The organism is Paenibacillus crassostreae, assembly GCF_001857945.1.
GTDB lineage: Bacteria > Bacillota > Bacilli > Paenibacillales > Paenibacillaceae > Paenibacillus_AQ > Paenibacillus_AQ crassostreae.
Genome location: NZ_CP017770.1, coordinates 1,573,088 through 1,597,629, shown reverse-complemented (window position 1 = coordinate 1,597,629; position 24,542 = coordinate 1,573,088). Strand labels below are relative to the sequence as shown.

At 39.0% G+C, this 24,542-nt stretch carries 23 protein-coding genes, 2 tRNA genes and 1 other annotated feature; of the genes, 24 read left to right on the top strand and 1 reads right to left on the bottom strand.

What is annotated here, in order from left to right; translation table 11 throughout:
* Positions 1-11: 11 nt before the first annotated feature.
* The 9 genes from LPB68_RS07660 (at position 12) to LPB68_RS07620 (ending at position 8,316) form a co-directional block, all read left to right on the top strand.
* Positions 12-1,253, top strand: a complete 1,242-nt coding sequence (locus LPB68_RS07660; RefSeq protein ID WP_068654266.1) for a glycosyltransferase family 2 protein — start codon at positions 12-14, stop codon at positions 1,251-1,253.
* Between the two features lie 361 nt (positions 1,254-1,614).
* Positions 1,615-2,112 carry a translation initiation factor IF-3 gene (infC, locus tag LPB68_RS07655; protein ID WP_068654240.1) on the top strand — a complete coding sequence of 166 codons (498 nt, stop codon included), beginning with the start codon at positions 1,615-1,617 and terminating at the stop codon, positions 2,110-2,112.
* Positions 2,113-2,130: 18 nt separating this feature from the next.
* Positions 2,131-2,331 carry a 50S ribosomal protein L35 gene (gene rpmI / locus LPB68_RS07650; RefSeq protein ID WP_068527635.1) on the top strand — a complete coding sequence of 67 codons (201 nt, stop codon included), beginning with the start codon at positions 2,131-2,133 and terminating at the stop codon, positions 2,329-2,331.
* A gap of 31 nt (positions 2,332-2,362) precedes the next feature.
* The gene (rplT, locus tag LPB68_RS07645) at positions 2,363-2,722 is read left to right on the top strand and encodes a 50S ribosomal protein L20 (protein ID WP_068654238.1); all 360 of its coding nucleotides are present in this window, start codon (positions 2,363-2,365) and stop codon (positions 2,720-2,722) included.
* Positions 2,723-3,076: 354 nt separating this feature from the next.
* On the top strand, positions 3,077-4,111 hold the full coding sequence (locus LPB68_RS07640; RefSeq protein WP_068654236.1) for a BMP family lipoprotein: 1,035 nt from the start codon (positions 3,077-3,079) through the stop codon (positions 4,109-4,111).
* Between the two features lie 125 nt (positions 4,112-4,236).
* Positions 4,237-5,769, top strand: coding sequence for an ABC transporter ATP-binding protein (locus tag LPB68_RS07635; protein WP_068654235.1), 1,533 nt, complete (start codon positions 4,237-4,239; stop codon positions 5,767-5,769).
* A gap of 2 nt (positions 5,770-5,771) precedes the next feature.
* Positions 5,772-6,851: an ABC transporter permease gene (locus LPB68_RS07630; RefSeq protein WP_068654234.1), complete on the top strand. Its 1,080-nt coding sequence runs from the start codon at positions 5,772-5,774 to the stop codon at positions 6,849-6,851.
* On the top strand, positions 6,852-7,814 hold the full coding sequence (locus LPB68_RS07625) for an ABC transporter permease (RefSeq protein WP_068654232.1): 963 nt from the start codon (positions 6,852-6,854) through the stop codon (positions 7,812-7,814).
* A 175-nt stretch (positions 7,815-7,989) separates the two neighbouring features.
* Positions 7,990-8,316, top strand: coding sequence for a hypothetical protein (locus tag LPB68_RS07620; RefSeq protein WP_068654230.1), 327 nt, complete (start codon positions 7,990-7,992; stop codon positions 8,314-8,316).
* A 12-nt stretch (positions 8,317-8,328) separates the two neighbouring features.
* Here LPB68_RS07620 and LPB68_RS07615 read toward each other — a convergent pair whose 3' ends face one another.
* The gene (locus LPB68_RS07615) at positions 8,329-8,772 is read right to left on the bottom strand and encodes a GNAT family N-acetyltransferase (RefSeq protein ID WP_068654228.1); all 444 of its coding nucleotides are present in this window, start codon (positions 8,770-8,772) and stop codon (positions 8,329-8,331) included.
* Between the two features lie 545 nt (positions 8,773-9,317).
* Here LPB68_RS07615 and ilvB point away from each other — a divergent pair.
* The 15 genes from ilvB (at position 9,318) to pheS (ending at position 24,520) form a co-directional block, all read left to right on the top strand.
* On the top strand, positions 9,318-11,060 hold the full coding sequence (gene ilvB, locus LPB68_RS07610; protein WP_068654225.1) for a biosynthetic-type acetolactate synthase large subunit: 1,743 nt from the start codon (positions 9,318-9,320) through the stop codon (positions 11,058-11,060).
* A gap of 1 nt (position 11,061) precedes the next feature.
* A complete protein-coding gene (gene ilvN, locus LPB68_RS07605; RefSeq protein ID WP_068654223.1) occupies positions 11,062-11,547 on the top strand; it encodes an acetolactate synthase small subunit in 486 nt (161 codons plus the stop codon).
* Between the two features lie 145 nt (positions 11,548-11,692).
* On the top strand, positions 11,693-12,685 hold the full coding sequence (ilvC, locus tag LPB68_RS07600) for a ketol-acid reductoisomerase (RefSeq protein WP_068654221.1): 993 nt from the start codon (positions 11,693-11,695) through the stop codon (positions 12,683-12,685).
* 161 nt (positions 12,686-12,846) lie between these two features.
* Positions 12,847-14,388, top strand: a complete 1,542-nt coding sequence (locus LPB68_RS07595) for a 2-isopropylmalate synthase (RefSeq protein WP_068654220.1) — start codon at positions 12,847-12,849, stop codon at positions 14,386-14,388.
* A 203-nt stretch (positions 14,389-14,591) separates the two neighbouring features.
* The gene (gene leuB / locus LPB68_RS07590; protein ID WP_068654218.1) at positions 14,592-15,671 is read left to right on the top strand and encodes a 3-isopropylmalate dehydrogenase; all 1,080 of its coding nucleotides are present in this window, start codon (positions 14,592-14,594) and stop codon (positions 15,669-15,671) included.
* Positions 15,672-15,928: 257 nt separating this feature from the next.
* A complete protein-coding gene (locus tag LPB68_RS07585; RefSeq protein ID WP_068654216.1) occupies positions 15,929-16,336 on the top strand; it encodes a hypothetical protein in 408 nt (135 codons plus the stop codon).
* Between the two features lie 234 nt (positions 16,337-16,570).
* A complete protein-coding gene (locus tag LPB68_RS07580) occupies positions 16,571-17,683 on the top strand; it encodes an ATP-binding protein (protein WP_068654214.1) in 1,113 nt (370 codons plus the stop codon).
* A 167-nt stretch (positions 17,684-17,850) separates the two neighbouring features.
* Positions 17,851-18,819, top strand: a complete 969-nt coding sequence (locus tag LPB68_RS07575; protein WP_068654213.1) for an AAA family ATPase — start codon at positions 17,851-17,853, stop codon at positions 18,817-18,819.
* Positions 18,820-18,822: 3 nt separating this feature from the next.
* A complete protein-coding gene (locus tag LPB68_RS07570) occupies positions 18,823-19,935 on the top strand; it encodes a DUF58 domain-containing protein (RefSeq protein ID WP_068654211.1) in 1,113 nt (370 codons plus the stop codon).
* Positions 19,932-21,233, top strand: a complete 1,302-nt coding sequence (locus LPB68_RS07565; protein ID WP_068654209.1) for a hypothetical protein — start codon at positions 19,932-19,934, stop codon at positions 21,231-21,233. The genes LPB68_RS07570 and LPB68_RS07565 overlap by 4 nt, the downstream gene beginning before the upstream one ends.
* 106 nt (positions 21,234-21,339) lie before the next feature.
* Positions 21,340-22,299: an aldolase catalytic domain-containing protein gene (locus tag LPB68_RS07560; RefSeq protein WP_068654207.1), complete on the top strand. Its 960-nt coding sequence runs from the start codon at positions 21,340-21,342 to the stop codon at positions 22,297-22,299.
* Positions 22,300-22,427: 128 nt separating this feature from the next.
* Positions 22,428-22,501, top strand: a tRNA-Pro gene (locus LPB68_RS07555).
* 11 nt (positions 22,502-22,512) lie between these two features.
* A tRNA-Gly gene (locus LPB68_RS07550) sits at positions 22,513-22,583 on the top strand.
* A 185-nt stretch (positions 22,584-22,768) separates the two neighbouring features.
* Positions 22,769-23,071, top strand: coding sequence for a holin (locus tag LPB68_RS07545; RefSeq protein WP_068654264.1), 303 nt, complete (start codon positions 22,769-22,771; stop codon positions 23,069-23,071).
* Between the two features lie 84 nt (positions 23,072-23,155).
* Positions 23,156-23,417 (top strand) — a binding site (T-box leader).
* Between the two features lie 68 nt (positions 23,418-23,485).
* Positions 23,486-24,520: a phenylalanine--tRNA ligase subunit alpha gene (gene pheS, locus LPB68_RS07540; RefSeq protein ID WP_068654205.1), complete on the top strand. Its 1,035-nt coding sequence runs from the start codon at positions 23,486-23,488 to the stop codon at positions 24,518-24,520.
* Positions 24,521-24,542 lie beyond the last annotated feature (22 nt).

Here is a 24,542-nt window from a genome sequence, read left to right as displayed (position 1 = left end):
GTTAAAGAAACATGATAGATGTTATTTTTATTGCAATTCAGGTTATTTTGGCAGTGGTTGGTATTTACCAGTTCGTGTTTTCTTTATTTGGTCTTCGTAGGAAGAAGAAAACGGTACATTTCCCAGCTACTAAGTCATTTGCTGTTCTAGTTGCTGCACACAATGAGGAACAGGTTGTTGGAGCGCTTATGGAGAATTTGAAAGAACTCGATTATCCTAAAGAGTTATATGATGTATTTGTCATTTGTGACAACTGCACTGATGGTACTGCAGCTATCGTTCGTGAGCATGGAATGAAAGCTTGTGTACGTACAAACTCAAATCTTCGTGGTAAAGGTTATGCCATTGAATGGATGTTGAAAGAACTTTGGAATATGCCGCGCCAGTATGATGCAGTAGTCATGTTCGATGCTGATAATTTAGCTGCACCTAATTTCTTGACGGAAATGAATGATGATTTGAACTCAGGTGCACGCGTTATTCAAGGGTATATTGATACGAAGAACCCAGAAGATTCATGGATTACAGCAGCATATGGTATTTCCTATTGGTACATCAATCGTCTCTGGCAGCTTTCTCGCCATAATATGGGCATGGCCAATTTCTTGGGTGGTACCGGGATGTGTTTCGAAACAAAACTGTTGAAGGATATGGGATGGGGAGCTACGAGCTTGGTAGAGGATCTTGAATTTACGATGCGTAGCGTTCAAAATAATGTATATCCTAAATTTAATTACGATGCCAAAGTGTTCGATGAGAAGCCACTTACATTTAAAGCTTCTTCGAGACAACGCCTCCGTTGGATGCAAGGCCATTTTACAGTGGCCCGTAAATACTTTTTTCCACTCTTATGGCAAAGTATTAAAGAACGAAGCTTGGTTAAGTTGGACTTAGCTTTGTACGGTGTCAATGTATATATTGTGCTACTAACTTTTCTAATGACAGCATCGATGTGGGTGGATGTGGCTATATTTAATGGCCCGAACATCGCTAATTTATATGGCTATTTACCATTTTGGCTAAGTGGTGTGGCCATAGCGGCGAATATATTAACCTTCTTTGCTGCACTTATTTTAGAGAAGATAACCTTTAAAAAGGTATATCAATATCTCATCTTGTTTCCGGTTTACTTGATTTCTTGGTATCCTATTACGTTCTATGCCTTCTTTACACAGAACAACAAACAATGGAGCCATACGGAACATACTCGAGTTGTCAGAATGGAAGAGGTAGTGCAGAGTAAGCAAGCATAATGTTTGTTCTTGACTTTACTAGTTGTGCATGATATATTATTCAAGCGTGTTAAGTGAATATTTGGATTTAAGTAGAGGCACCAGCTTCTCACCTGACCAATATATGTTGGCTGGTATTTGATCCAATAATTTATGAATTCTAAATTTCATGAATAATTGATCAATAGGGATGCTGGTAGATTGAACCAGCATCCCTTTATTTGTTTTTTAAAATATAAGAAAGTATAAGTTTTACGCTATACTTTATGTCTTATATTTCTCGCTTAAACACTTACCGTCCTTATAAGGACACCGAAGGCGTTTATGCTTGGGAGTGGAAATAAATTATATTTGGAGGTGGACGGTTATCAGTAAGGAACATATGATCAATGACGAAATTCGGGCCAAAGAGGTCCGCTTGGTGGGGGCAGAGGGTGAACAAATCGGAATTACGCCGATACGTGAAGCGCTGCAGATGGCAACGGATCTTAATCTCGATTTGGTAAATGTAGCGCCTCAGGCAAAACCGCCGGTGTGCCGCATCATGGATTACGGTAAGTTCCGTTATGAAACACAGAAGAAAGAAAAAGAAGCTCGTAAGAACCAGAAAATCGTGGATACCAAAGAAGTATGGTTCCGTGCAAATATTGACGAACATGATTATCAAACCAAGCTTCGCAATGTCGTTAAATTCTTAAAAGAAGGCGACAAGGTTAAATGCTCTGTGCGTTTCCGCGGGCGTGAAATTGCACATGCAAGTATTGGCCAAAAGATTCTTGAACGTGTGAAAGAAGAAGTAGCTGAGTATTCATCTGTAGAGCGTTTCCCTAAACTTGAGGGTCGCAGTATGATTATGATCTTGGCTCCTAAAGCTCAATAATACCGAGGAGGAACTATAATGCCTAAAATGAAAACACATAGCAGTCTTAAAGGCCGCTTTAAAATTACTGGAACAGGTAAAGTAATGCGTTATAAAGCGTTCAAAAACCATCTTTTGTCTCATAAATCCAAGCGTCAAAAACGCGTGCTTGGCACAAACCCTACGATGGCACCAGGGGACGTTAAACGTTTGAAACAAGGTTTGTCTAATTTGAAGTAATTAACAACATTTATTTGGGAGGTTTACTAATATGGCAAGAGTAAAAGGCGGATTCGTTGTTCGTCGTAGACATAAGAAAGTATTGAAACTCGCTAAAGGTTATTTTGGATCGAAACATCGCATTTTTAAAACAGCAAATGAACAAGTAATGAAGTCACTTGTTTATGCATACCGTGATCGTCGTCAAACAAAACGTAATTTCCGCAGACTGTGGATTGTACGTATTAACGCAGCTGCAAGATTGAACGGATTGTCTTACAGCAAATTAATGCATGGATTGAAATTGGCTGGTGTTGATATTAACCGCAAGATGCTTGCTGATCTAGCTGTTCATGATATCAATGCATTCAACTCAATTGCATCCGTTGCTAAAGCAAAGGTCAACGCGTAGTAAAAACTTAAATAAAAAAATCGCTAGCATATGGCGGTTTTTTTTTTGGGGAAAATAGATATTCAACGATAGAATAGTTAATTCCTTGTCATAATGTTATGAAATATAACGCCAATAAAATTTAAATTGTGATAAATTTGCAATGACAACGTTTTCAATGTGAATGCACAATAGTAAAGTTGACATCAGACCAGAAAAATGCTGGATTTTACTAGATGATAAATGTATAATTTGATCAAAGAAGGATCCTTTTTAACCTATTTTTACAAACCTCGACAAAAGTCTTTCTAATACATATAATTAGGTGCGGAGAATGGGTAATATAAGGATACATACTAAAAGGGGGAAAAATAAATGAAGAAGATACTAAATACATCTTTGGTATTAGCATTGTCACTATCTGTTGTACTAGCAGGTTGTGGTAAGAATGAAAATAACGCAACGGGTGAAGCGGCAACTGGTAATAATGCAGCACCTACATCAACAATTAAGATTGGTATGGTTACTGACGTAGGTGGAGTAAACGACAAATCGTTTAACCAATCTGCTTGGGAAGCACTAACTGCAATTAAAGAAGAAACAGGTGCTGATGTACAATATCTACAAAGTAAAGATAAGACAGAATATACACCTAACCTTAATAAATATGTAAAAGGTGGATATGATCTTACTTGGGGGATTGGATTCGATCTTGGAGAAGATATCAAGAGTGTAGCTGATCAGAACCCTGAATCGAAGCTTGCGATTATTGACGCTGTTGTAGATTCTCCAAACGTTCAGTCTGTAACTTTTGCAGAGAATGAAGGAGCTTTCTTGGTGGGTGTCGTAGCTGGTAAAATGACAACAACTAATAAAATTGGATTTGTGGGCGGATCTGAAATTCCAGTTATCAAACGTTTTGAAGTTGGTTTCTTGGCTGGGGTAGCAGCAGTTAATCCAGATGCTAAAGTAAATGTATTCTACACAGGTGCATTTGATAAACCTGACCAAGGTAAAGTAGCAGCAGCAACAATGTACAATGATGGTTCAGATATTATTTTCCACGCTTCTGGTGCAACTGGAACTGGCGTATTTAACGAAGCAACTTCACGTGTGAAACAAGGTGAAAAGGTTTGGGTTATTGGCGTAGATAAAGATCAATCATTGGAATTTGGTGATGAGGTTACACTTACATCCATGGTTAAAGGCGTAGATGCAGCCGTGAAGAGAGTGTCACAAGAAGTTGTTGATGGAACTTTCAAAGGTGGTACTGTAGAACTTGGTCTTGCTGAAGATGGCGTTGGTATTGCTAAAACTTCTGACAAGAATGTTCCGGCTGATGTAATAGCTTTAGTTGAAGAATATAAAGCGAAGATCATTAGTGGAGAAATTACTGTTCCACAAGAATAGTCTAATTGAAAAGTGAATCACTATCAGATATACATTAAGGTTACAAATGACAAGGCTAGTTATTATGACTGGCCTTGTTCTTACGTGCCAGCCTTTCGTTAAAATAAGAAATAAAGGGTGATCTCATGGATTCAGCAAACCCAGTAGTTGAACTGAAGGGAATTACGAAACGCTTTCCAGGCATTATTGCTAATGATTCCATTAGCTTAAAGTTGCACAAGGGAGAAATCCATGCGTTACTGGGAGAGAATGGCGCGGGGAAATCCACATTAATGAATATTTTATTTGGATTATATCAACCTGATGAAGGCAGTATTGAATTAAATGGTGAACAGGTTATCATTGATAATCCGAATAAAGCAATTGAGCTTGGCATTGGTATGGTACATCAGCACTTTAAACTTGTACAACCCTTTACGGTTACAGAAAATATTATTCTAGGTATGGAACCAAAGAAATATGGCTTACATGTAGATTATAAGACGGCTACGGCTAAAATTAAGGATCTATCTGATCAATATGGGTTGAAGGTGAATCCCAATGCTAAAATCTCTGAGATTTCAGTGGGTATGCAACAACGTGTTGAAATTTTAAAAACGTTATATCGTGGTGCGGATATTCTAATATTTGATGAGCCGACTGCAGTGTTAACACCGCAGGAGATCACTGAGCTTATGACTATTATGCGTAGATTGGTCGAAGAGGGCAAATCTATCATACTTATTACACATAAGCTAAAGGAAATTATGCGTATATCAGATACCGTAACGATTATAAGACGTGGAAAAGTTATAGATACATTGAAAACGACTGACACCAATCCCAATGCTCTTGCGGAAAAGATGGTCGGACGTAATGTTTCATTTAAAATTGATAAAAAGCCTGCTAATCCTGGAGAAGCTATACTAAAAGTTCGGGATTTGAAGTTGAAGAATAAAGAAGGTATCTCAGTTCTAAATGGATTATCTTTGGAAGTAAGATCAGGTGAAATTCTAGGTGTTGCAGGTGTTGATGGGAATGGACAAAGTGAGCTCATTGAAGCATTAACGGGTTTAAGAAAAGTCGATAGTGGTTCAGTAATGCTAAAAGGGTTAGAAATCATGAATCAAAATCCACGTCAAATGTCTGAACATGGGCTATCTCATATTCCAGAAGATCGCCATAAACACGGATTGGTACTTGATTTCAGCATTAGTGAAAACATGATACTAGAAACATACTACAAAGCACCTTTTACCAAGGGTGGATTTCTAAATCAACAAGCGATAACTGAACAAGCTGAACGTTTGGTTAAACAATTTGATGTTAGAACACCGAGTATTGATACCAAAGCACGTTCATTATCAGGTGGTAATCAACAAAAGGCGATTATAGCCCGGGAAATAGATAAAAACCCAGAACTTCTTATTGCTGCACAACCTACAAGAGGATTAGATGTAGGAGCAATCGAATTCGTTCAAGAACAAATAGTATCCCAAAGAGATCAAGGGAAAGCTGTATTACTTATATCTTTTGAACTGGATGAGATCATGAATGTCGCTGATAGAATTGTAGTTCTATATGAAGGTCGAGTTGTAGGCGATGTACTTCCTGAAGAAACGAATGATCAAGAGTTAGGTTTAATGATGTCAGGTAGTACGGTGGCAGGGGGACATTAAGAATGAATAAATTGATGAAGATATTAAATGTAGATAGTCTTATTATCCCAGTTATAGCTGTAATATTCGGCCTGCTTACAGGTGCATTGATCATGTTGGCAGGTGGGTATGATCCAATACTTGCTTATAGTTCTCTATTTACGACGGTGTTTGGTGATTCCTATGGTTTTGGTGAGGCTATTCGCGAAATAACACCACTGGTGATGACAGGTCTTGCCGTAGCCTTTGCTTATCGTGCCGGACTATTCAATATTGGTGCAGAAGGTCAATATATTATTGGTATGACAGCTGCGTCTATTATTGGAATTAAAGTTACGGGTCTGCCAGCGATCATTCATGCACCATTAGCTATTATAGCTGGGGGTCTGTGTGGTGGTTTATGGGCTGGTATTGTAGGATATCTGAAGGCTAAAAGAGGCGTAAATGAAGTTATTGTCTCCATCATGTTGAATTGGACAGCGTTGTACTTTAGTAATTATATTGTGAACAATTTCTTGCTAATCAAAGGTCAACAAAGATCCATGGATATAGAACCAACGGCATCAATTTCACTTGAATGGTTATCTTTATTTATGGATAATGCACGTATGCACTGGGGTACTTTGATCGCGATCTTAGCTGCTGTGTTCTTTTATGTGTACATGTGGAAGAGTAAACAGGGATACGAACTTAGAGCTGTAGGTCACAATAATCATGCTGCAGAGTATGCCGGGATGAACGTACGTCGGAATATCGTGAAAGCAATGTTTATCAGTGGTATCTTCGCAGGGCTAGGTGGTGCATTTCAGGTGCTTGGCGTGTTCCACTATCAGGCTATTTTTACGGGTTCGCCAGGCGTTGGATTTGATGGAATAGCCGTAGCATTAATTGGTATGAACCATCCATTAGGAACATTGCTGGGTGCTGCTTTGTTTGGAACCCTAACATATGGATCCTCAGGCATGAGCTTTGGCGCAGGAGTGCCTCCAGAGATTATTCGAATTGTGCTTGGTTCAATCATCTTCTTTATTGCTGCACAAGGAATCGTACGCTGGGTGCTTAAACCTATATATCTTAAACGCAAGAAAGAGAAGGTGTTGTAAATGGATTGGGTAACGACGATCGGCCAACTGATCAACACAACGCTTGTCTTTGCAACAGCGTTTATCTTTGCTTCTTTAGGTGGTATTTTCTCAGAACGTTCTGGTGTAATCAATATAGGTATTGAGGGATTTATGGCCTTTGGTGCATTCGCAGCAGCAGTGGGATCCTATTATGCTGAGACTGCAGGGATGGGAGTTCTCTCACCTTACATAGGGCTGTTAGCAGCGATAATATTAGGCGTTCTCTCATCTCTTATTCATGCGGTTGCCTCTATAACTTTTAAAGCAGACCAGACGATCAGTGGTATTGTAATTAACTTTTTAGCAGCGGGGAGTACGTTGTATTTAGTCAGACTCTTGTTTGATGGACAAGGTGAGACCCCACTCCTAATAGAGGTTTTTGAGAAAACTAATTTTTGGGGATTATCAGATATTCCTTTTCTAGGAGACGTATTATTCCACCATTATCCGACGACTTACATTGCGGTTATTTTGGTATTCGTAGTACATTACGTTATCTTCAAAACACCATTTGGCATGCGGTTACGTGCAGTAGGAGAGCATCCAAGTGCTGCGGATACGGTTGGAATCAAGGTTAATCGAATGCGCTATATGGGAGTAATGCTTAGTGGAGCTTTAGCAGCTCTAGGTGGTGCTGCGATTACATTAACTACGACCAGTATGTTCGCTCATAACACGATCTCGGGACAAGGATTTATTGCAATTGCTGCAATGATTTTTGGGAAATGGAATCCAATAGGTGCTTTCGGTGCGGCTGTGTTCTTTGGATTTTCTCAAGCCATTGGAAGTTATGTGCGATTATTTGATTGGTCACAGAACATTCCTCAGGAATTTATCTATATGCTCCCATATGTGTTAACGGTCATTGTACTAGTCGCTGCAGTAGGAAGATCTTATGCTCCTACAGCACTTGGTGAACCTTATGACCCAGGGAAGAGATAAGGAACTATATTCAGGTCACTTAAAGTCGTAATCCTATACAAGGATGCGGCTTTTTTTGATTCCTTATATTACCGCAGATAGGCAAATTCGTTGATTCTAGTAATCAGGCTAAAGAACAAGCAATCTATACATTCTTAGAATACAATGTATTGGAATTGAGGAGGAGGAGGACTACATGAAATACTCTGTAACGAAGGCTCAGGCACAGAAATGTGTAGGGAAGAACATTGTTGCTACTAAAAAGGACGGAACTCTCGTTACCGGAAAATTATTGAGGATTTCTGGGAATCGTCTCATCTTGCAGCATTATTCTAAGAAAAAGGTGCATACTAAAGCCATTATTCCATTGGTATTATTTGATTTATTAGCTATCGGAACAGCGCCTTATGTGGCTGGATACGGATCTGGGGGATATAATCCTTATGCGAGCAATGGATATAATGGTGGCTACGGATATGGTTATGGGGGCGGAGGAGGATATCCTCCAGGATATTTCTTCTAGGGGATGCTAATATTATAGCCGTTTCTCCAACTCATAGTATTGTGGAGATGTGTGTAATTTGGATACAGCGTATCCGAGTTTTTTATAAAAAGAAAGTCCATTTGTATTGATGATATCTACCATGACCTTGGATCGTTTGCATCCACGTGACTGCGCAAAGCGTTCTGCATGAGCCATAAGTAAATTACCCCAACATTTACGCTGCGCAGCGGGTGCAACCGCCAACATATCGATATACAACAAGTCGCCATGTAGCATAAAGTGGACAAATCCTAGAGGATCATCATCGTAATTGGTGGAAGCCACAAGAGTTACACCATGGGTGAGTCGTTTTGGGATATTTTTTTTAATTTCAATAATTTCTGCAGTGGTCACACTAGATAATGGGACAAGCTCAGTATTGATTAAATGGTGGATAGTGGGATCATCTTGTTTGGGTCTTCGATAGCGAATCATATAGCATATCCTCCTTATGTTAAGCGGTTTAGGATGAATTTAATTCATATCATCATATGTGTCAGATAGAGGACTGTGTGCTGAAATTTAAGAATGAAAGAAGTCTATCTACGAGACTGAATAATTATTAAAAAATATGGGTCTTGACTATACAGGTGAATGAGACATATAATACTTGTAACATTTTAACGAGTATATGAAATCGGCAATGAAGAGGACGAAGTTTAAAGGGCTCTTTTGATCAGAGAGTGAGAGGATTTGCTGCAACCTCCACCAAAACCCCTTTTATACGAGCTCACCTCGGAGCTGTTCTCCTGAAAAGTAGGAATGCCTATTAGGGAGAATCGACTGGTCCACGTTATAGACTACAGGTATATTTATTTATACTTGGTAAGGCTTTGTGTTGCGAAATACAGGGCAAACATGGGTGGTACCACGGAAGAGAAAACCTTTCGTCCCTCACACAGAGATAAGTCTGTTGTGGAGGATGAAAGGTTTTTTTGTTTCGAGATATAGGATACGTAAACTTGATAGGAGGATGACTGATGAACGAACAAAACACTGAACTATTGTCGATTGAGCAATTACGAAAGAAATGGATGAGTCCGGAAGTCATTTCAGGCTCAGAAATATTGCTACGTAGCCTTCTTCTAGAGGGTGTTGATTGTGTGTTTGGTTATCCAGGAGGCGCAGTACTTTACATTTATGATGCGATGTATAACTACAAAGAATTTAAACACTTATTGACACGCCACGAGCAAGGAGCTATTCATGCAGCAGACGGTTATGCACGTGCAAGCGGCAAAGTGGGTGTATGTATTGCAACATCAGGACCTGGAGCCACGAACCTAGTAACAGGGATTGCTACTGCATATATGGATTCAGTCCCCCTTGTAGTTATTACTGGAAATGTTGCTACGACTTTAATTGGAACGGATGCATTCCAAGAAGCAGATATTACCGGTATTACATTACCAATTACTAAGCATAGCTACTTGGTAAGAGATGTTAAAGATTTGCCAAGAGTTATTCATGAAGCATTTCATATTGCCAATACAGGACGTAAAGGTCCAGTATTGATTGATATTCCTAAGGATGTATCAGCAGCAATGATCAAGTTCAAACCCGATGATAGTATTAATGTTCGAGGCTACAATCCGCGTACGGTACCTAATAAGTTGCAAATAGATAAGCTCGTACAAGCAATTAGTGAAGCTAAACGTCCTTATATCCTAGCAGGCGGAGGAGTAATTTACTCTGGGGCTCATGAAGAATTATTTGAATTTGCAACTCGAACTGAAATTCCGATTACAACAACTCTCCTTGGATTAGGTGGTTTTCCAAGCGGTCATGAGTTGTGGACGGGAATGCCAGGTATGCACGGTACTTACACATCGAACAATGCCATTCAACAATGTGATTTACTAATCAATATTGGAGCACGCTTTGATGACCGTGTAACAGGAAAATTAAATGGTTTTGCACCTCATGCTAAGATTGTACACATTGATATTGATCCAGCGGAGATCGGTAAAAACGTAGCAGTAGATATTCCTATTGTTGGTGATGTGAAGACTGTCTTTGAAATGCTTAACCCATTAGTTAAACGGACAGAACAAGCGGATGAATGGAGAAAGCTGATTCAACAATGGAAATCCGATTATCCTTTCAGATATACTGACTCAGATGAAGTGTTAAAACCTCAATGGGTTATCGAAATGTTGAATGAAACAACCAATGGTGAAGCGATTGTTACAACCGATGTAGGTCAACATCAAATGTGGGCAGCACAATATTACAAATTTAACCACACGAGATCATGGATTACTTCAGGTGGACTTGGAACAATGGGATATGGCCTTCCATCAGCTATCGGAGCACAGATGGCACAACCAGATCGTTTGGTTATCTCCATAAACGGAGATGGAGGTATTCAAATGTGTTCTCAGGAATTAGCGATTTGTGCCATTAATAATATTCCTGTTAAAATTGTCATTATCAACAATCAGGTACTCGGGATGGTACGACAATGGCAAGAATTAATCTATAATAATCGTTATAGCCATATCGATCTAGCAGGAAGTCCAGATTTCGTAAAATTAGCAGAAGCTTATGGCGTGAAGGGACTTCGTGCAACGAATAAAGAGGAAGCGCGGATTGCATGGCAAGAAGCACTTGCTACACCGGGGCCGGTTCTATTGGATTTCGTTGTTAGTAAGACTGAGAATGTATATCCGATGGTTACTCAGGGTTCGACCATTGATCAAATGTTGATGGGGGATGAGTAATATGACTATGAGACATACGATTTCTATACTTGTGAATGACCAACCTGGTGTACTACAGAGAGTTTCTGGACTTTTTGGTAGACGAGGGTTCAATATTGAAAGTATTACAGTAGGTCAGTCTGAAGAAGTTGGTTTATCACGTATGGTCATTGTGACACTGGGTGATGAACACACGCTTGAACAGATCGAGAAACAGTTGTACAAGTTGATTGATGTTATTAAGGTTATTAATCTAGGTTCTAAACCGATGGTAGGTCGCGAACTTGCTCTAATTAAAGTAAAAGCTGAAACGTCTGAACGTCCGGAGATTCTTGGAGTGGTAGATACGTTTCGTGCATCGGTTGTTGATATTGGCTCAAATAGTCTAATTGTTCAAGTTATTGGGGATTCTAGCAAGATTGATGCTATGATTGAATTATTAACACCTTATGGAATTCGTGAGCTATCGCGAACTGGAGTTACGGCAATGACTCGTGGTAATGCTTAGTATATTTATGGAATAAATGAGATACCCACTTATAAAGAGCGGGTGTTTGAGAGATTCAAGTGAATGAATGGTTTGGATCTTTGATACACCCGTTCTTTTAAAAAAATGAAGAGGGTTCTTTTAAAATTAAAGGAGGACTTATAAAATGGCAGTTACAACTTATTATGAAAAAGATGCAGATTTGAACGTATTGAAAGGAAAAACAGTAGCGGTAATTGGTTATGGTAGCCAAGGACATGCACAAGCACAAAACTTGCGTGATAGCGGAGTGAGTGTAGTTATCGGTCTTCGTGAAGGTAAATCTTTCAACAAAGCAAAAAATGACGGTTTTGAAGTTCTTTCCGTAGCTGAAGCAACTCGTCGTGCCGATGTTATTCAAATCCTTATGCCTGATGAAACACAAGCTTCTGTATACAACAATGAAATCGCACCCAATCTTAAATCAGATGCAACGTTGATGTTCTCACACGGATTTAACGTTCATTTTGGACAAATTATTGCTCCAGCAGGAAATGACGTACTTCTAGTAGCACCTAAATCACCTGGTCATATGGTTCGTCGTACTTATGAAGAAGGATTTGGCGTTCCTGGATTGATTGCAATCGAGCAAGATGCAACAGGTAAAGCGAAAGAAATCGGATTAGCTTATGCTAAAGGAATTGGTTGTACACGTGCAGGAGTTATTGAAACTTCTTTCCGTGAAGAGACAGAAACAGATCTATTCGGAGAACAAGCAGTTCTATGTGGTGGAGTTACAGCATTAATTAAAGCAGGATTTGAAACTTTGACTGAAGCTGGTTATGCACCTGAAATGGCTTACTTCGAATGTTTACACGAAATGAAATTGATCGTGGACATGATTTATGAAGGTGGAATGGCAAGTATGCGTGATTCTATCTCGAACACAGCTGAATATGGCGATTATGTTACAGGCCCACGCGTAATTACTGACGAAACGAAAAAAGCAATGAAAGCTGTATTGACAGATATTCAACAAGGTAAATTTGCTCGTGACTTTATTCTTGAGAATCAATCAAACAATGCCTTCATGAATGCAACACGTCGTAATGAAGCTAATCATCCAATTGAAGTAGTTGGATCTCAACTTCGCGAAATGATGCATTGGATCAAAAAATAAATCTCATAATCAAAAAATGAGATCAGGTTCTTCCACAACCTTATGCTTTAAGGCGTTGGAGGGATAAAGTAAAGAAGGTATTCCAATGCGGTCGTGCACAATTGCGTGATCCGCATTGGATATTTTTATTAGATTTGTATATATGTTAAGGAGGTGCGGTCATGCGGAAAATTTATATTTTTGACACCACACTAAGGGATGGGGAACAATCTCCAGGTGTAAACTTGAATACTCGTGAAAAGGTAGAAATTGCATATCAACTGGAGAAACTAGGTATCGATCGGATGGAAGCAGGCTTTCCTGCAGCATCCCCTGGGGATCTTGCTGCGGTTAATGCTGTGGCCAGAGCTGTTAAGAATGTGTCTGTTATCGGACTTAGTCGCTCTCGCGAAACAGATATTGATGCTGTTCGTGAAGCTCTTAAGGGTGCTCAAGATCCATGCATTCACATTTTCCTAGCGACCTCACCCATTCATAGAAAGCATAAACTACGGATGGAAAAGGCACAGGTTCTTGAAACTGCACAATCTGCTCTAAGATATGCTAGTAAGTATTTCTCAAAGATAGAATTTTCCCTTGAAGATGCGGGACGTACTGAATATGATTTCATGGCTGAGATGGTTGGCATGGCAATCAAAGAAGGCGCCTCTGTTGTTAACATTCCAGATACAGTCGGTTATTTGAATCCTTCCGAGTATGGTGCGATATTCAAGTTCTTGAAAGAGAATGTTCCTGATATTGAAAAGGTTCAATTGAGCGCGCATTGTCATAACGATCTCGGCATGGCAACGGCCAATACATTAGCGGCTATTCAGAATGGTGCAGACCAAATTGAAGGTACGATTAATGGGATTGGTGAACGTGCTGGGAATACAGCTATTGAAGAAATCGCGATGGCTCTAGCGACACGAGAGCCATTCTTTAATGCGACGACATCACTTCGTCTAACTGAGATCGCTCGGACTAGTCGTTTAGTTAGTAAGCTTACAGGAATGGTTGTTCCAGGCAACAAGGCCATTGTTGGAGCGAATGCCTTCGCACATGAATCAGGAATTCATCAGGATGGTATGCTTAAAGAGAAGACGACTTATGAAATCATGACACCTGAATCGATTGGGCTGAAAGAGAGTAAACTCGTTCTAGGGAAACACTCAGGCCGCCATGCTTTTCGTGAAAAGTTGATTGATTTAGGATTTGAGATGGATGATGAGCCGTTAAATGAAGCTTTTGCTAAATTTAAAGACCTTGCTGATAAGAAAAAAGAAGTATCAGATGATGATTTACTTGCTCTTCTAGAAGAGAAGCTTGTAGATACAATAGAAGTATTCAAGCTTGAAACGTTATATGTAACATACGGAAATGAGTCAGTTCCTACTGCAAAAGTCCGTATTGTGAAAGAACAAGATCAAGTGATTGTTGAGGAAGCAGAAGGTAATGGGTCTGTGGATGCAATATATAATGCAATCGATAAGGCAACTCAAGAAGAAGTGACTCTTTCTGATTATTCTATTAAATCTGTTTCACATGGTAAGGATGCGCTTGGTGAAGTACATGTATTACTCACTCAGAATGATGTCTCTGCACAGGGTCGTGGACTTAGTACGGATATATTGGAGGCAAGTGCTCGTGCCTATGTTGATGCAATAAATCAATTGCTTGAGAAACGTAAAACATTTAGTAATCGTGAAAATGTGAATTTTTAATAATAGAGTTTCAATATGTAAAACTTTAAAAGAGTGCAGGACTGTCATGATTCATCATGAACAGTATCTGCATTTTTTAATCTTTATAGGTATAGACTATCAAAGTCATAGATTCTATATCTTTGTCAAATCAATAGAAAGTATGATAAAACAATATATAGGTGAAATGAAACAGTGCAGATGATAAAAAAGGAGCGATATTGATGTCAGAAGTTAAAAAAATAGCCGTTATTTCTGGAGATGGAATAGGACCTGAAGTTGTTGCAGAAGCTGAAAAGGTATTGAAGCGTACAGAAGAGTTATTTGGGTATTCTTTTGAAACTGAGCATGCATTATTTGGTGGCATTGCGATTGATCAATTAGGAACTCCACTTCCACAAAATACATTAGATATTTGTAAGAAAGCGGATGCTGTTTTACTTGGAGCTGTTGGAGGACCTAAATGGGATAACAATCCCAGCGATCTACGTCCAGAGACAGGGTTGCTTGGCATTCGTAAGGAACTTGGACTTTTCTCGAATCTTCGTCCAGCTGTCGTTTTTGACTGTTTGAAGGATGCTTCAACACTGAAGCCAGAAGTTCTTGAAGGTACCGACTTGATGGTTGTTCGTGAATTAACTGGTGGTATATACTTTGGAGAGAAATTTAGACGCCAAAGTCCAAATGGTGAGGAAGCTGTTGATACATGTTCTTATAATGTGATGGAAGTAGAACGGATTGTTCGGCAAGCGTTTGAAATTGCGCAGAAAAGACGTAAAAAGCTTGCATCGGTAGATAAAGCAAATGTTCTTGAAACATCTCGTCTATGGCGTGAAGTTGTAAATCGTGTAGCTGCGGATTACCCAGATGTAGAATTAGAGCATGTTCTGGTAGATAACTGTGCTATGCAATTGTTACGTCGTCCATCTAGCTTTGATGTTATTGTTACAGAGAACATGTTCGGTGATATCTTGAGTGACGAAGCAGCTATGTTAACAGGATCTATCGGAATGTTATCATCAGCTTCCATGGGAGAAGGAAGTTATGGCTTGTTTGAACCCGTACACGGTTCTGCACCAGATATTGCTGGACAAGGAATCGCCAATCCGATTGCGACTATCTTGTCACTTGCATTGATGTTCCGTTTAACATTTAATTATGCGGATGCTGCTGATTCTATTGAAGCTGCTGTATCTGAAGTATTGAACGCTGGTCATCGTACTAGTGATATCGCTGTAGATAAGAGTAAAGCGATTAGTACTAGTCAAATGGGTGATTTAATCCTGGCTGCAATGAAAAAATAATCAAATTAAGATGATAATAATATAACTATCGAATAATCTTGACTTTGATTAAACCGAATGATACCATGAATCTTGTTCAAATTTTGTGGGAATCAACGTAATTTTTGATAACTTGAAAATATGCGACCATATATAAATCCCCTTTATCTTGCTATTGAATGCAGGTTAAGGGGGATTTTTGTTAAAAAGAGGAATTGTTATCTATTTGAACGAATATTTTATAGGACGAATGACGAAATTGAGGAGGGTGAACGATAATGAGTTTTTGCTGTGGAGCGAGTATGGTTGGTACAAGGGGGACTCTAAAGCATTATCGCACTCAAGTCCATAATGTTCCCCTGTTAGTGTGCCCGGTTTGTCATCGGGTAGAGGTTCATTATAAAGTTGAGAATGAATACGAAATCCTTGCAGAATATGCACATGGTGATGGTGCATTCGAAGTTGATTTTCAAGATTATGTGACAGATGATGAAGAAGCAATATTTGAGAATGTCGTGAACTGTGAAACAGAGGACCCCAACAGTATCGTTCAAAGCCAGATTGATATGGCCTTGGATCTACTTGGTATTGCGAAGCAACTTGAAGATGAGAAGTGGGAAAGAGAACTTAAGACAAGACTTGCAGTAATGAGTCAACGCAAAATTCGACTTCAACATAAATCGTAACATTATTATTTAAAATATAGATCTTTATTAAGGCTTGCGCATTGTGCGGAAGCCTTTTTTTCTGATTTAATGTAAATTTTTTGAAGCAACCCTTTATCTTCTCTTTTTCGACACTTTCTCCGATTGACGTTATTCCTATAGATTGTCTATGATTAATATATGAAAATATCTGGAAAAAATAAAGTATAAAAGTTACTTGCTTGTCCATCATTCTGGGGAAAAAGGAGAATTGAGATGAGTGAAATCCAAGAAAAATTATTGAAATCCCTTCAAGATTTCCAGTCAACACAACTGGTTAAGGATAAATATGAGAATATTTTAGAACATCTAGATAGTGGGATTATTCTTTTTAATAGTTATGGGATGCTAACATTTATTAATGTACAAATGGCCAGACTACTTGGAATTTCTCGTTCTTCTTTAATTGGATGCTCAATAACTGAGATATTAAGACATGCTCAATTAGGTCGCTCAAACAAGAGGAAGTTACTACGAATTTACAAGGAAACGATCTTTCAACGCAAAGGGCATCATGAATTTTGCGATGAACGTGGACGTCATTGGCTTCTTTCAATAACGTATGGAGATCAAATGGATGGGGATTACTTAATAAGTGCTAAGGATGTATCTGATTATAAATTAATAGAAGAGACCGCATATCAGAATGACAAGTTAGCCATGTTAGGTAAAATTTCTGCTTCAATTGCACATGAGATTAGAAATCCATTAACTGCTATACGAGGATTCATACAATTATTACGACCTCATTTACTACAGATTGGTAAAGATGAATATGCCAGAATAATATTAGCAGAAATCGATCGAGCCAATGACATCATTAGTGAATTCCTGAATTCATCAAAACCATCAGCACCTCAAACAACGATTATCAATGTCTCTTCGTTATTGAAGGAAACAGTCCTATTAACAGAGAGTGAAGCGTTAATGAAAGGTTGTCAAATTGTATTGTATGAGCCTGATGAATCGACTTATATTTCGGTTGATGTAAAACAAATTAAGCAAGTCATTCTTAATATTATCAAAAATGCTATGGATGCCATCGAAGAAATTGGACATGATGATGCTGGAATAATCGAAATACATATCGAGGAAGTACACAAAAGTGTGAGAATTCATATAAGAGACAATGGAAATGGGATGGATAATAACACATTGTCGAGATTGTTTGATCCCTTTTTTACAACTAAGGAGAGTGGAACAGGATTGGGCCTCTCTGTTAGTTATCGTATTATTAAAAATCATGGAGGGGTTATTTCTGTAGAGAGTGAACTAGGCAAAGGAACACAATTTATGATTACATTGCCTTTTACTAAATTCAAACATTAATTCAAGTAACATTCTGTCAAATTTCACTTCTATTATTGATCCAGCTCCTCTTTACTTTCATAAGATGAAACATCGTCAGTTGAATGATATAATCATAGATGTTATTGTTTCATAATGTGAGTATAAGTAATTAGAATTGTAAACGGTTACTAGAGGAGATGGATGTAATGGAAATTCAACAAATTCAAGAACTTGCTAATAAAGTGAAGGCCAATATTAGTCAAGTAATCGTTGGAAAAGAAGATGCAGTCGAGTTACTCCTGACAGCTATAATAGCTTCAGGACATGTGCTTCTAGAAGATGTTCCTGGAACAGGGAAAACATTATTAGCGAAAACGTTATCAAATTCAATGGAATGTTCATTTCAACGGATTCAGTTCACTCCAGACTTATTACCTTCTGACTTAACAGGTATACATTTCTATAATCAAAAAGAGGGAGATTTTGTCTTCCGCCCGGGTCCATTATTTGCGAATATGGTTTTGGCTGATGAGATAAATCGAGCAACCCCTCGAACACAAGCAAGTCTACTTGAATGTATGGAAGAACGTCAAATAAGTGTGGATGGTGAAACTCATATTCTTGGGCGTCCCTTTATTGTTATAGCTACACAGAATCCAATAGATAATCAAGGTACATTCCCCCTACCGGAAGCACAGATGGATCGGTTTATGTTAAAAATGAAATTAGGTTATCCTTCTGAGAATGAGGGGGTTGAAATATTGAAGCGTACAACCACTTCTGAGAGTTTCTCCAAATTGACTTCTGTTGTCACTCAGCAGGAGATTGTAGAAGCGCAGTCATCGTATATGGCAGTAAAGGTTCAGGATGATCTCCTTCATTATATTATTCAGATTGCGGAAGCAACAAGAAAACATTCGGATATATCGTTAGGAGTAAGCCCACGAGGAACTCAAGCCTTAGTTCGAGCAGCACAAGCTTTTGCAGCAGTAAGAGGCAGGGAATATGTTCTTCCAGATGATATCAAATATATGGTTCCAAGTGTATTATCCCATCGTCTAGTATTTAGAAATCGTCTTCAACAGCAGGAAGGAAGAGCGGAATCGCTCCTACAGGAAATACTGCTTCAGGTTCCCGTACCAAGCGAAGAACAATTAGAAAGCAGTGTGAAATAACCTATGGCCTTCGTATGGTTATGTTTTGCTGGGATATTGGTCGTCCTTATTCAAGGGCTGTTATTTGGGGTACCCGTGTTACGACGTATTTCTTATACACGTCATTTGAACAAGGATCATTGCTATGCTGGTGATTCCTTAGAAATGATAGAGGTCATTTTAAATGAAAAAAGGTTACCCGTTATATGGCTTCGCCTAGAGGCTATGCTACCTGCAAGCTTTTCATTTCTATCCCGAGAGGTCATGCAGATCAGCAAAGGCAGTATATATCAGAATCATAGAAGTGTCTTTACACTCAAACCCTATAGTAAAATTACAAGATATCATCCATTCATTGCTCAGAGCCGAGGCGTGTATAATTTAGAGACGGTATCTATGTCAGGCGGTGATTTATTCGGGTTATTCTCCAACACGAAGTTAGTGCCTATGAATGCTTCGCTATGGGTCTATCCAAAGTTGCTGTCTATAGATGATATGCCTTCATCCTATCGAACTTGGCAGGGAGAATTAGAAGTGTCCCGATGGGTGGTAGAGGATCCATTTCTTATATTAGGTACGAGGGAATATTCAGGGAATGATCCGATGAATCGAATTCATTGGAAAGCAAGTGCGCGAACAGGACAACTACAAGTGTATAAACAAGGATATACGGCTGATCCCGAGGTCATTGTGTACGTTAACGTTCAAGTCAATGCGGAAATGTGGAATATGGTATCTGATCCAGATATGGTGGAGCGAGCGTTATCTTATGCTGCAACAACAGCTTCTTATCTCATTCAACAGGGGATGAGAGTGGGATTTGGGCATAATGCAATGCATGGTCAAAAATCCACTCAAGCCATACGTATCGAGCCTGGGTATGGGAAAGCCCATTTAGATGAAATTCTTAAGGCAATGGCAGAAGTTGAGATGAAATGTCTTCAGCCTTTTCAGCAATTTTTAAAAGACGAGCTAATCTTGCGAACTGAAGGAGAAACGTGGGATTACTTATTAATTACAGGTCATGTGTCTGAACAAATAGAAGAACAAATATGGCATCTTCGTTCTCGGGGCAATTCTGTCATGGTACTTCCAGTTCATGCAGAGATGTCATCAGGTAAGGAGGCCATCGCATGAGTATGAGAAGTATGCTAGGCAACTTGGGTAGAATATCAATGACTTTATTATTGGAAATGTTAGCTTTCTATGCTGTAATTCTAATTATTAGTCAGGTTATATTAGACCAATCCTCTTTGAATATAGTTGGATTGATGTGGATCGGTGGAATATTAGGGATTGCGATTTCACTTCTCTTAATGAAGAGTCGTCGATGGGTGAGATGGTTCTGCATTCTGCTTACAGGTGTAGTGATCCTAATGATCTCAGGGAATGGCAACACGAGCATAAGTGGTTGGATCATATGGTTATTGGTGATGATTGCCTCATTTAGGGGGAGTAGGCTTTCTACTCGAAATTGGAGAATAGCATTTCCTTTACAGTATCAATTAATAGGTATTGGATGCACATTGGTACTTTCCATGTTCTCTTCGAAACTGAACCCGGCTGCTATTGAGGCAGGTGTATTATATATGGCGGGTGTTATCTCGCTTTGTTCATGGTTACTTCGTATCAATGCTGTGCAGGTCGGAAAAGAAACACTAAATCATAGTATTCAACAAGGTCCGCTAAGAGGTTTTGCTAGAGTTAATCGTAAATGGAGTATCATCACTTTAGCATTCATATTGGTGTTTGGAGCATTTACGCAATTAAGCCAAGGTTTTTACTGGTTATGGAACCATTTTACAGATTGGCTGAATTCTATTTTATCCCGACCAACTGAGCCTACTAATGATAATATCAGCACTCAACCAGACATTATGCCAGATCTATTCCTGATGGATGGTGATCCGGTGAAAGAAACGGGTCCATCGATCTGGATGAATATGATGTATTGGATTGTCGGAGTAATCTTCGCATTGTTTGTTATATATGCTTTGTACAAGTTATTACGGTTGATAGCCTTAAAATTAGAAGCATTGTTTGCGAAGTTCGGGGAGAGGGTCGGATCATATCAGACTCAAGTAAGTGACAATATCTCTTTCATGGATAAAGTTGAGAAGATTGAGAATAAGCGACGTTTACGTCCATTATGGCGTAAGAAGAGCTCTCCACCTGAAGATATATACGGTCAAGTTCGTTATTATTACAAGAGTATGGTCAAAAATGCAATACAACAAGGCTTCGCCTATTCGAATTCGTATACGCCTAATGAAGTTGCTGACATGATTGAAACTTCGAAAGGGAAGGGAGTCATAACTAACACTTCTACAGTACAAGAGATGACTTCACTCTATAATGACGTCCGTTATGGAAATAAAAGAATTGACGAACGTCGAATACAGCATACTATTGAAGGCTGGATAAAGAGTAAATAGCGGATTGTGAACACTTGGAGACTAAATAATATAGCTCACTCTTTACATGGAGTTCTTCATTCAAGTATGATGAGTTAATATTGCGTAGTTGAGAGGAGTCAGATGTATGAAGATGAATCAATGTAAAATAGTAGATTGTACTATCCGTGATGGAGGCCTAGTTAACAATTGGGACTTCAGTGTAGAGTTTGTCCAAACGTTGTATGCTGGATTGAATAAAGCCGGTGTTGACTATATGGAAATTGGATATAAGAATTCTCCTAAATTACTTAAGGGCGCAGACCAAGCAGGTCCTTGGCGGTTCTTAGATGATGATTTCCTCCGAAAAGTCATTCCGCAAAAAGGAACTACGAAATTATCCGCTTTAGTCGATATTGGGCGTGTGGATGAGAATGATATTCTAGATCGTAAAGAGAGTATGCTTGATCTTATCCGCGTAGCTTGTTACGTAAAAGATGTGGACAAGGCTCTTCAACTCGTTCAAACATTCCATGATCGCGGATATGAGACTACATTGAACATCATGGCTCTATCTAATGTAATGGAGAATGAACTAATTGAGGCTTTTGAAATGATAAAGGATAGTGCCGTTGATGTTGTTTATATTGTGGATTCTTACGGAAGTTTGGATCATAAGGATATTGCATTCTTAGTAGAGAAATTCCAGAAGCATTTACCTAATAAACGTTTAGGTGTTCATGCACACAATAACCTTCAACTGGCATTCTCGAACACGTTGATTGCTTCAGAAGCTGGTGTTGAATTGTTAGATGCTTCAGTTTATGGAATGGGTCGTGCCGCAGGGAATTGCCCAACAGAGTTACTTGTATCACAATTAAAGAATACAACATACAACCTTCGTCCTGTGTTAGATGTGATTGAACAACTTATGATTCCTTTACGTGAGAAGGAAGAGTGGGGTTACATCATTCCTTACATGGTTACAGGAGCACTTGATGAACATCCGCGTTCAGCAATGGCTTTAAGAGCAACAGAAGACAAAGATAAATCGGGAGAATTCTATGATAAATTAATGTCACCAGAAGTAACAATTGAAAAGAAATAACTTATGGCGTATCAAATGAGAATATCATTTGATACGCCTTTTTATAAAATAGTTGCAATGATTCCATGATCATGATATATTACTTTTTGCCTTTATAATATTCTTCTGGTGGAGAATGAGGATAGCAACGGGACGTAGCTCAGCTTGGTAGAGTACCTGGTTTGGGACCAGGGGGTCGCATGTTCAAATCGTGTCGTCCCGATACGACCTTTCGCGGGTGTAGTTCAATGGTAGAACTTCAGCCTTCCAAGCTGATAGCGTGGGTTCGATTCCCATCACCCGCTTCATAAATTAAATTTCCAAGCCCTTGGTAATCCAAGGGTTTTTTCTTATTGTAAAAAGTATTTTTTTGTGAATAACATTCTAGAAGAAAATAAACATATAATAATAGAATTTCATCACATGGACTATTATCACAATTGGAATTGTAGTGAATTTCCATATCCTTGTTAAGGAGTAGTGATCAATGATGATGAATCAGAATTTAAATGATGTCTTGGCGTTTGCTTCGGTACTAGCTGTATTTGTGATGGCGGTTGTTCAACTTGTCAAAATAACAATAAGTGTCCCTAAGAATATTATACCTTTGGTAGGGGTAATCATTGGAATACTACTCGGAGTAGCATTTTACCCATTTACGGAGTTGCAGACAGTTGAACGTTTATGGGGCGGAGGCTTAGCAGGTTTATCAGCTACTGGCCTTTTTGAATTAGCTTTTAATAAAAGAGCAGGTAATACGTTAAAGGATAATGATGATGTGCCAACAAAATAGTTTCATTAATAATACTTGAAAATGTCCTAGAAGCTTGCCAGTAGATTCAATTATGCTATAATTGTTGTATATGATTGCTATGAATGAAATGCCATGATGGAGTAAAGTAAGCAGTACCTCTATACAGGGAGGAAGCGCCGTTTGATTGAGAGCGTTTCTATAGAAACAGGCTGTTGAAGTTCCCTCCGGAGCAGTTCCTTGAACTTAAGTAGAGGGTACCGGTTCACGATCCGTTACATCGTTTAAAGTGAGATAGTTATGCTTTGCTCAGTAATGATAAGAGATATTATGGAGCCAGATGCATGACTTCTAACAAGGGTGGTACCACGGTCTTTTCGTCCCTTTTTTCGGGAGGAAAGGCCTTTTTTGTTTGAAATATACTGAAAACAATGAATTAAGGGGGCTTGAAAGGCTATGAAAGCAAGATTAGAAGCTTTGAAGAATGAGGCACTAGCCCAGTTACAAGAGGTGACCGGACCAGAAAGCCTGAATGATCTTCGTGTGAAATACTTAGGCAAGAAGGGTGCATTGACTGAGATTTTGCGTGGAATGGGTACTTTAAGTGCAGAAGAAAGACCATTGATTGGTCAAGTTGGTAATGAGGTTCGTGCAGCTATTGAGAATGTCATTGAGGCGAAACAGAATGCTTATCAAAAGGAAGAAACAGAGAAAAGGTTGCAAGCTGAGAAAGTTGACGTGACGTTACCTGGTCGAAGCATGCCTCAAGGGGGCATTCATCCACTAAATAAGGTTATTCAAGAAATTGAGGAAATATTCATTGGCATGGGATACAGTGTTGCAGAAGGACCAGAAGTTGAAACCGATTATTATAACTTTGAAGCACTTAATCTTCCAAAAGATCATCCAGCCCGTGATATGCAAGATACCTTTTACGTTACAGAAGAATTGTTAATGCGCACACAGACTTCTCCAGTGCAGATGCGTACGATGCAGAGCATGAATGGAAAATCTCCTGTCAAAATAATCTGTCCTGGTAAAGTTTACCGACGTGATGATGATGATGCGACACACTCCTTCCAGTTCAATCAGATCGAAGGTCTTGTGATCGGTGAGAACATTCGTATGAGTGATCTTAAGGGGACATTACAGCAATTCTCACAAGAAATGTTTGGACCACATACACAAATTCGACTTCGCCCAAGTTTCTTCCCATTTACCGAGCCAAGTGCTGAAGTAGATGTAACCTGTGTGAAGTGTGGTGGAAGTGGATGCCGTATGTGTAAACAGACAGGTTGGTTAGAAATTCTAGGTTGTGGTATGGTACATCCGAAAGTATTGCTAGCAGGTGGCTATGATCCAGAGAAATATAGTGGATTTGCATTCGGTATGGGTGTGGAACGTATTGCGATTTTAAAATATGGTATTGACGATATTCGTCATTTCTACAATAGTGATATGGCTTTCTTGAAACAGTTCGCTAGGATCTAATTTGGAAGAAGAAAGGGGATCA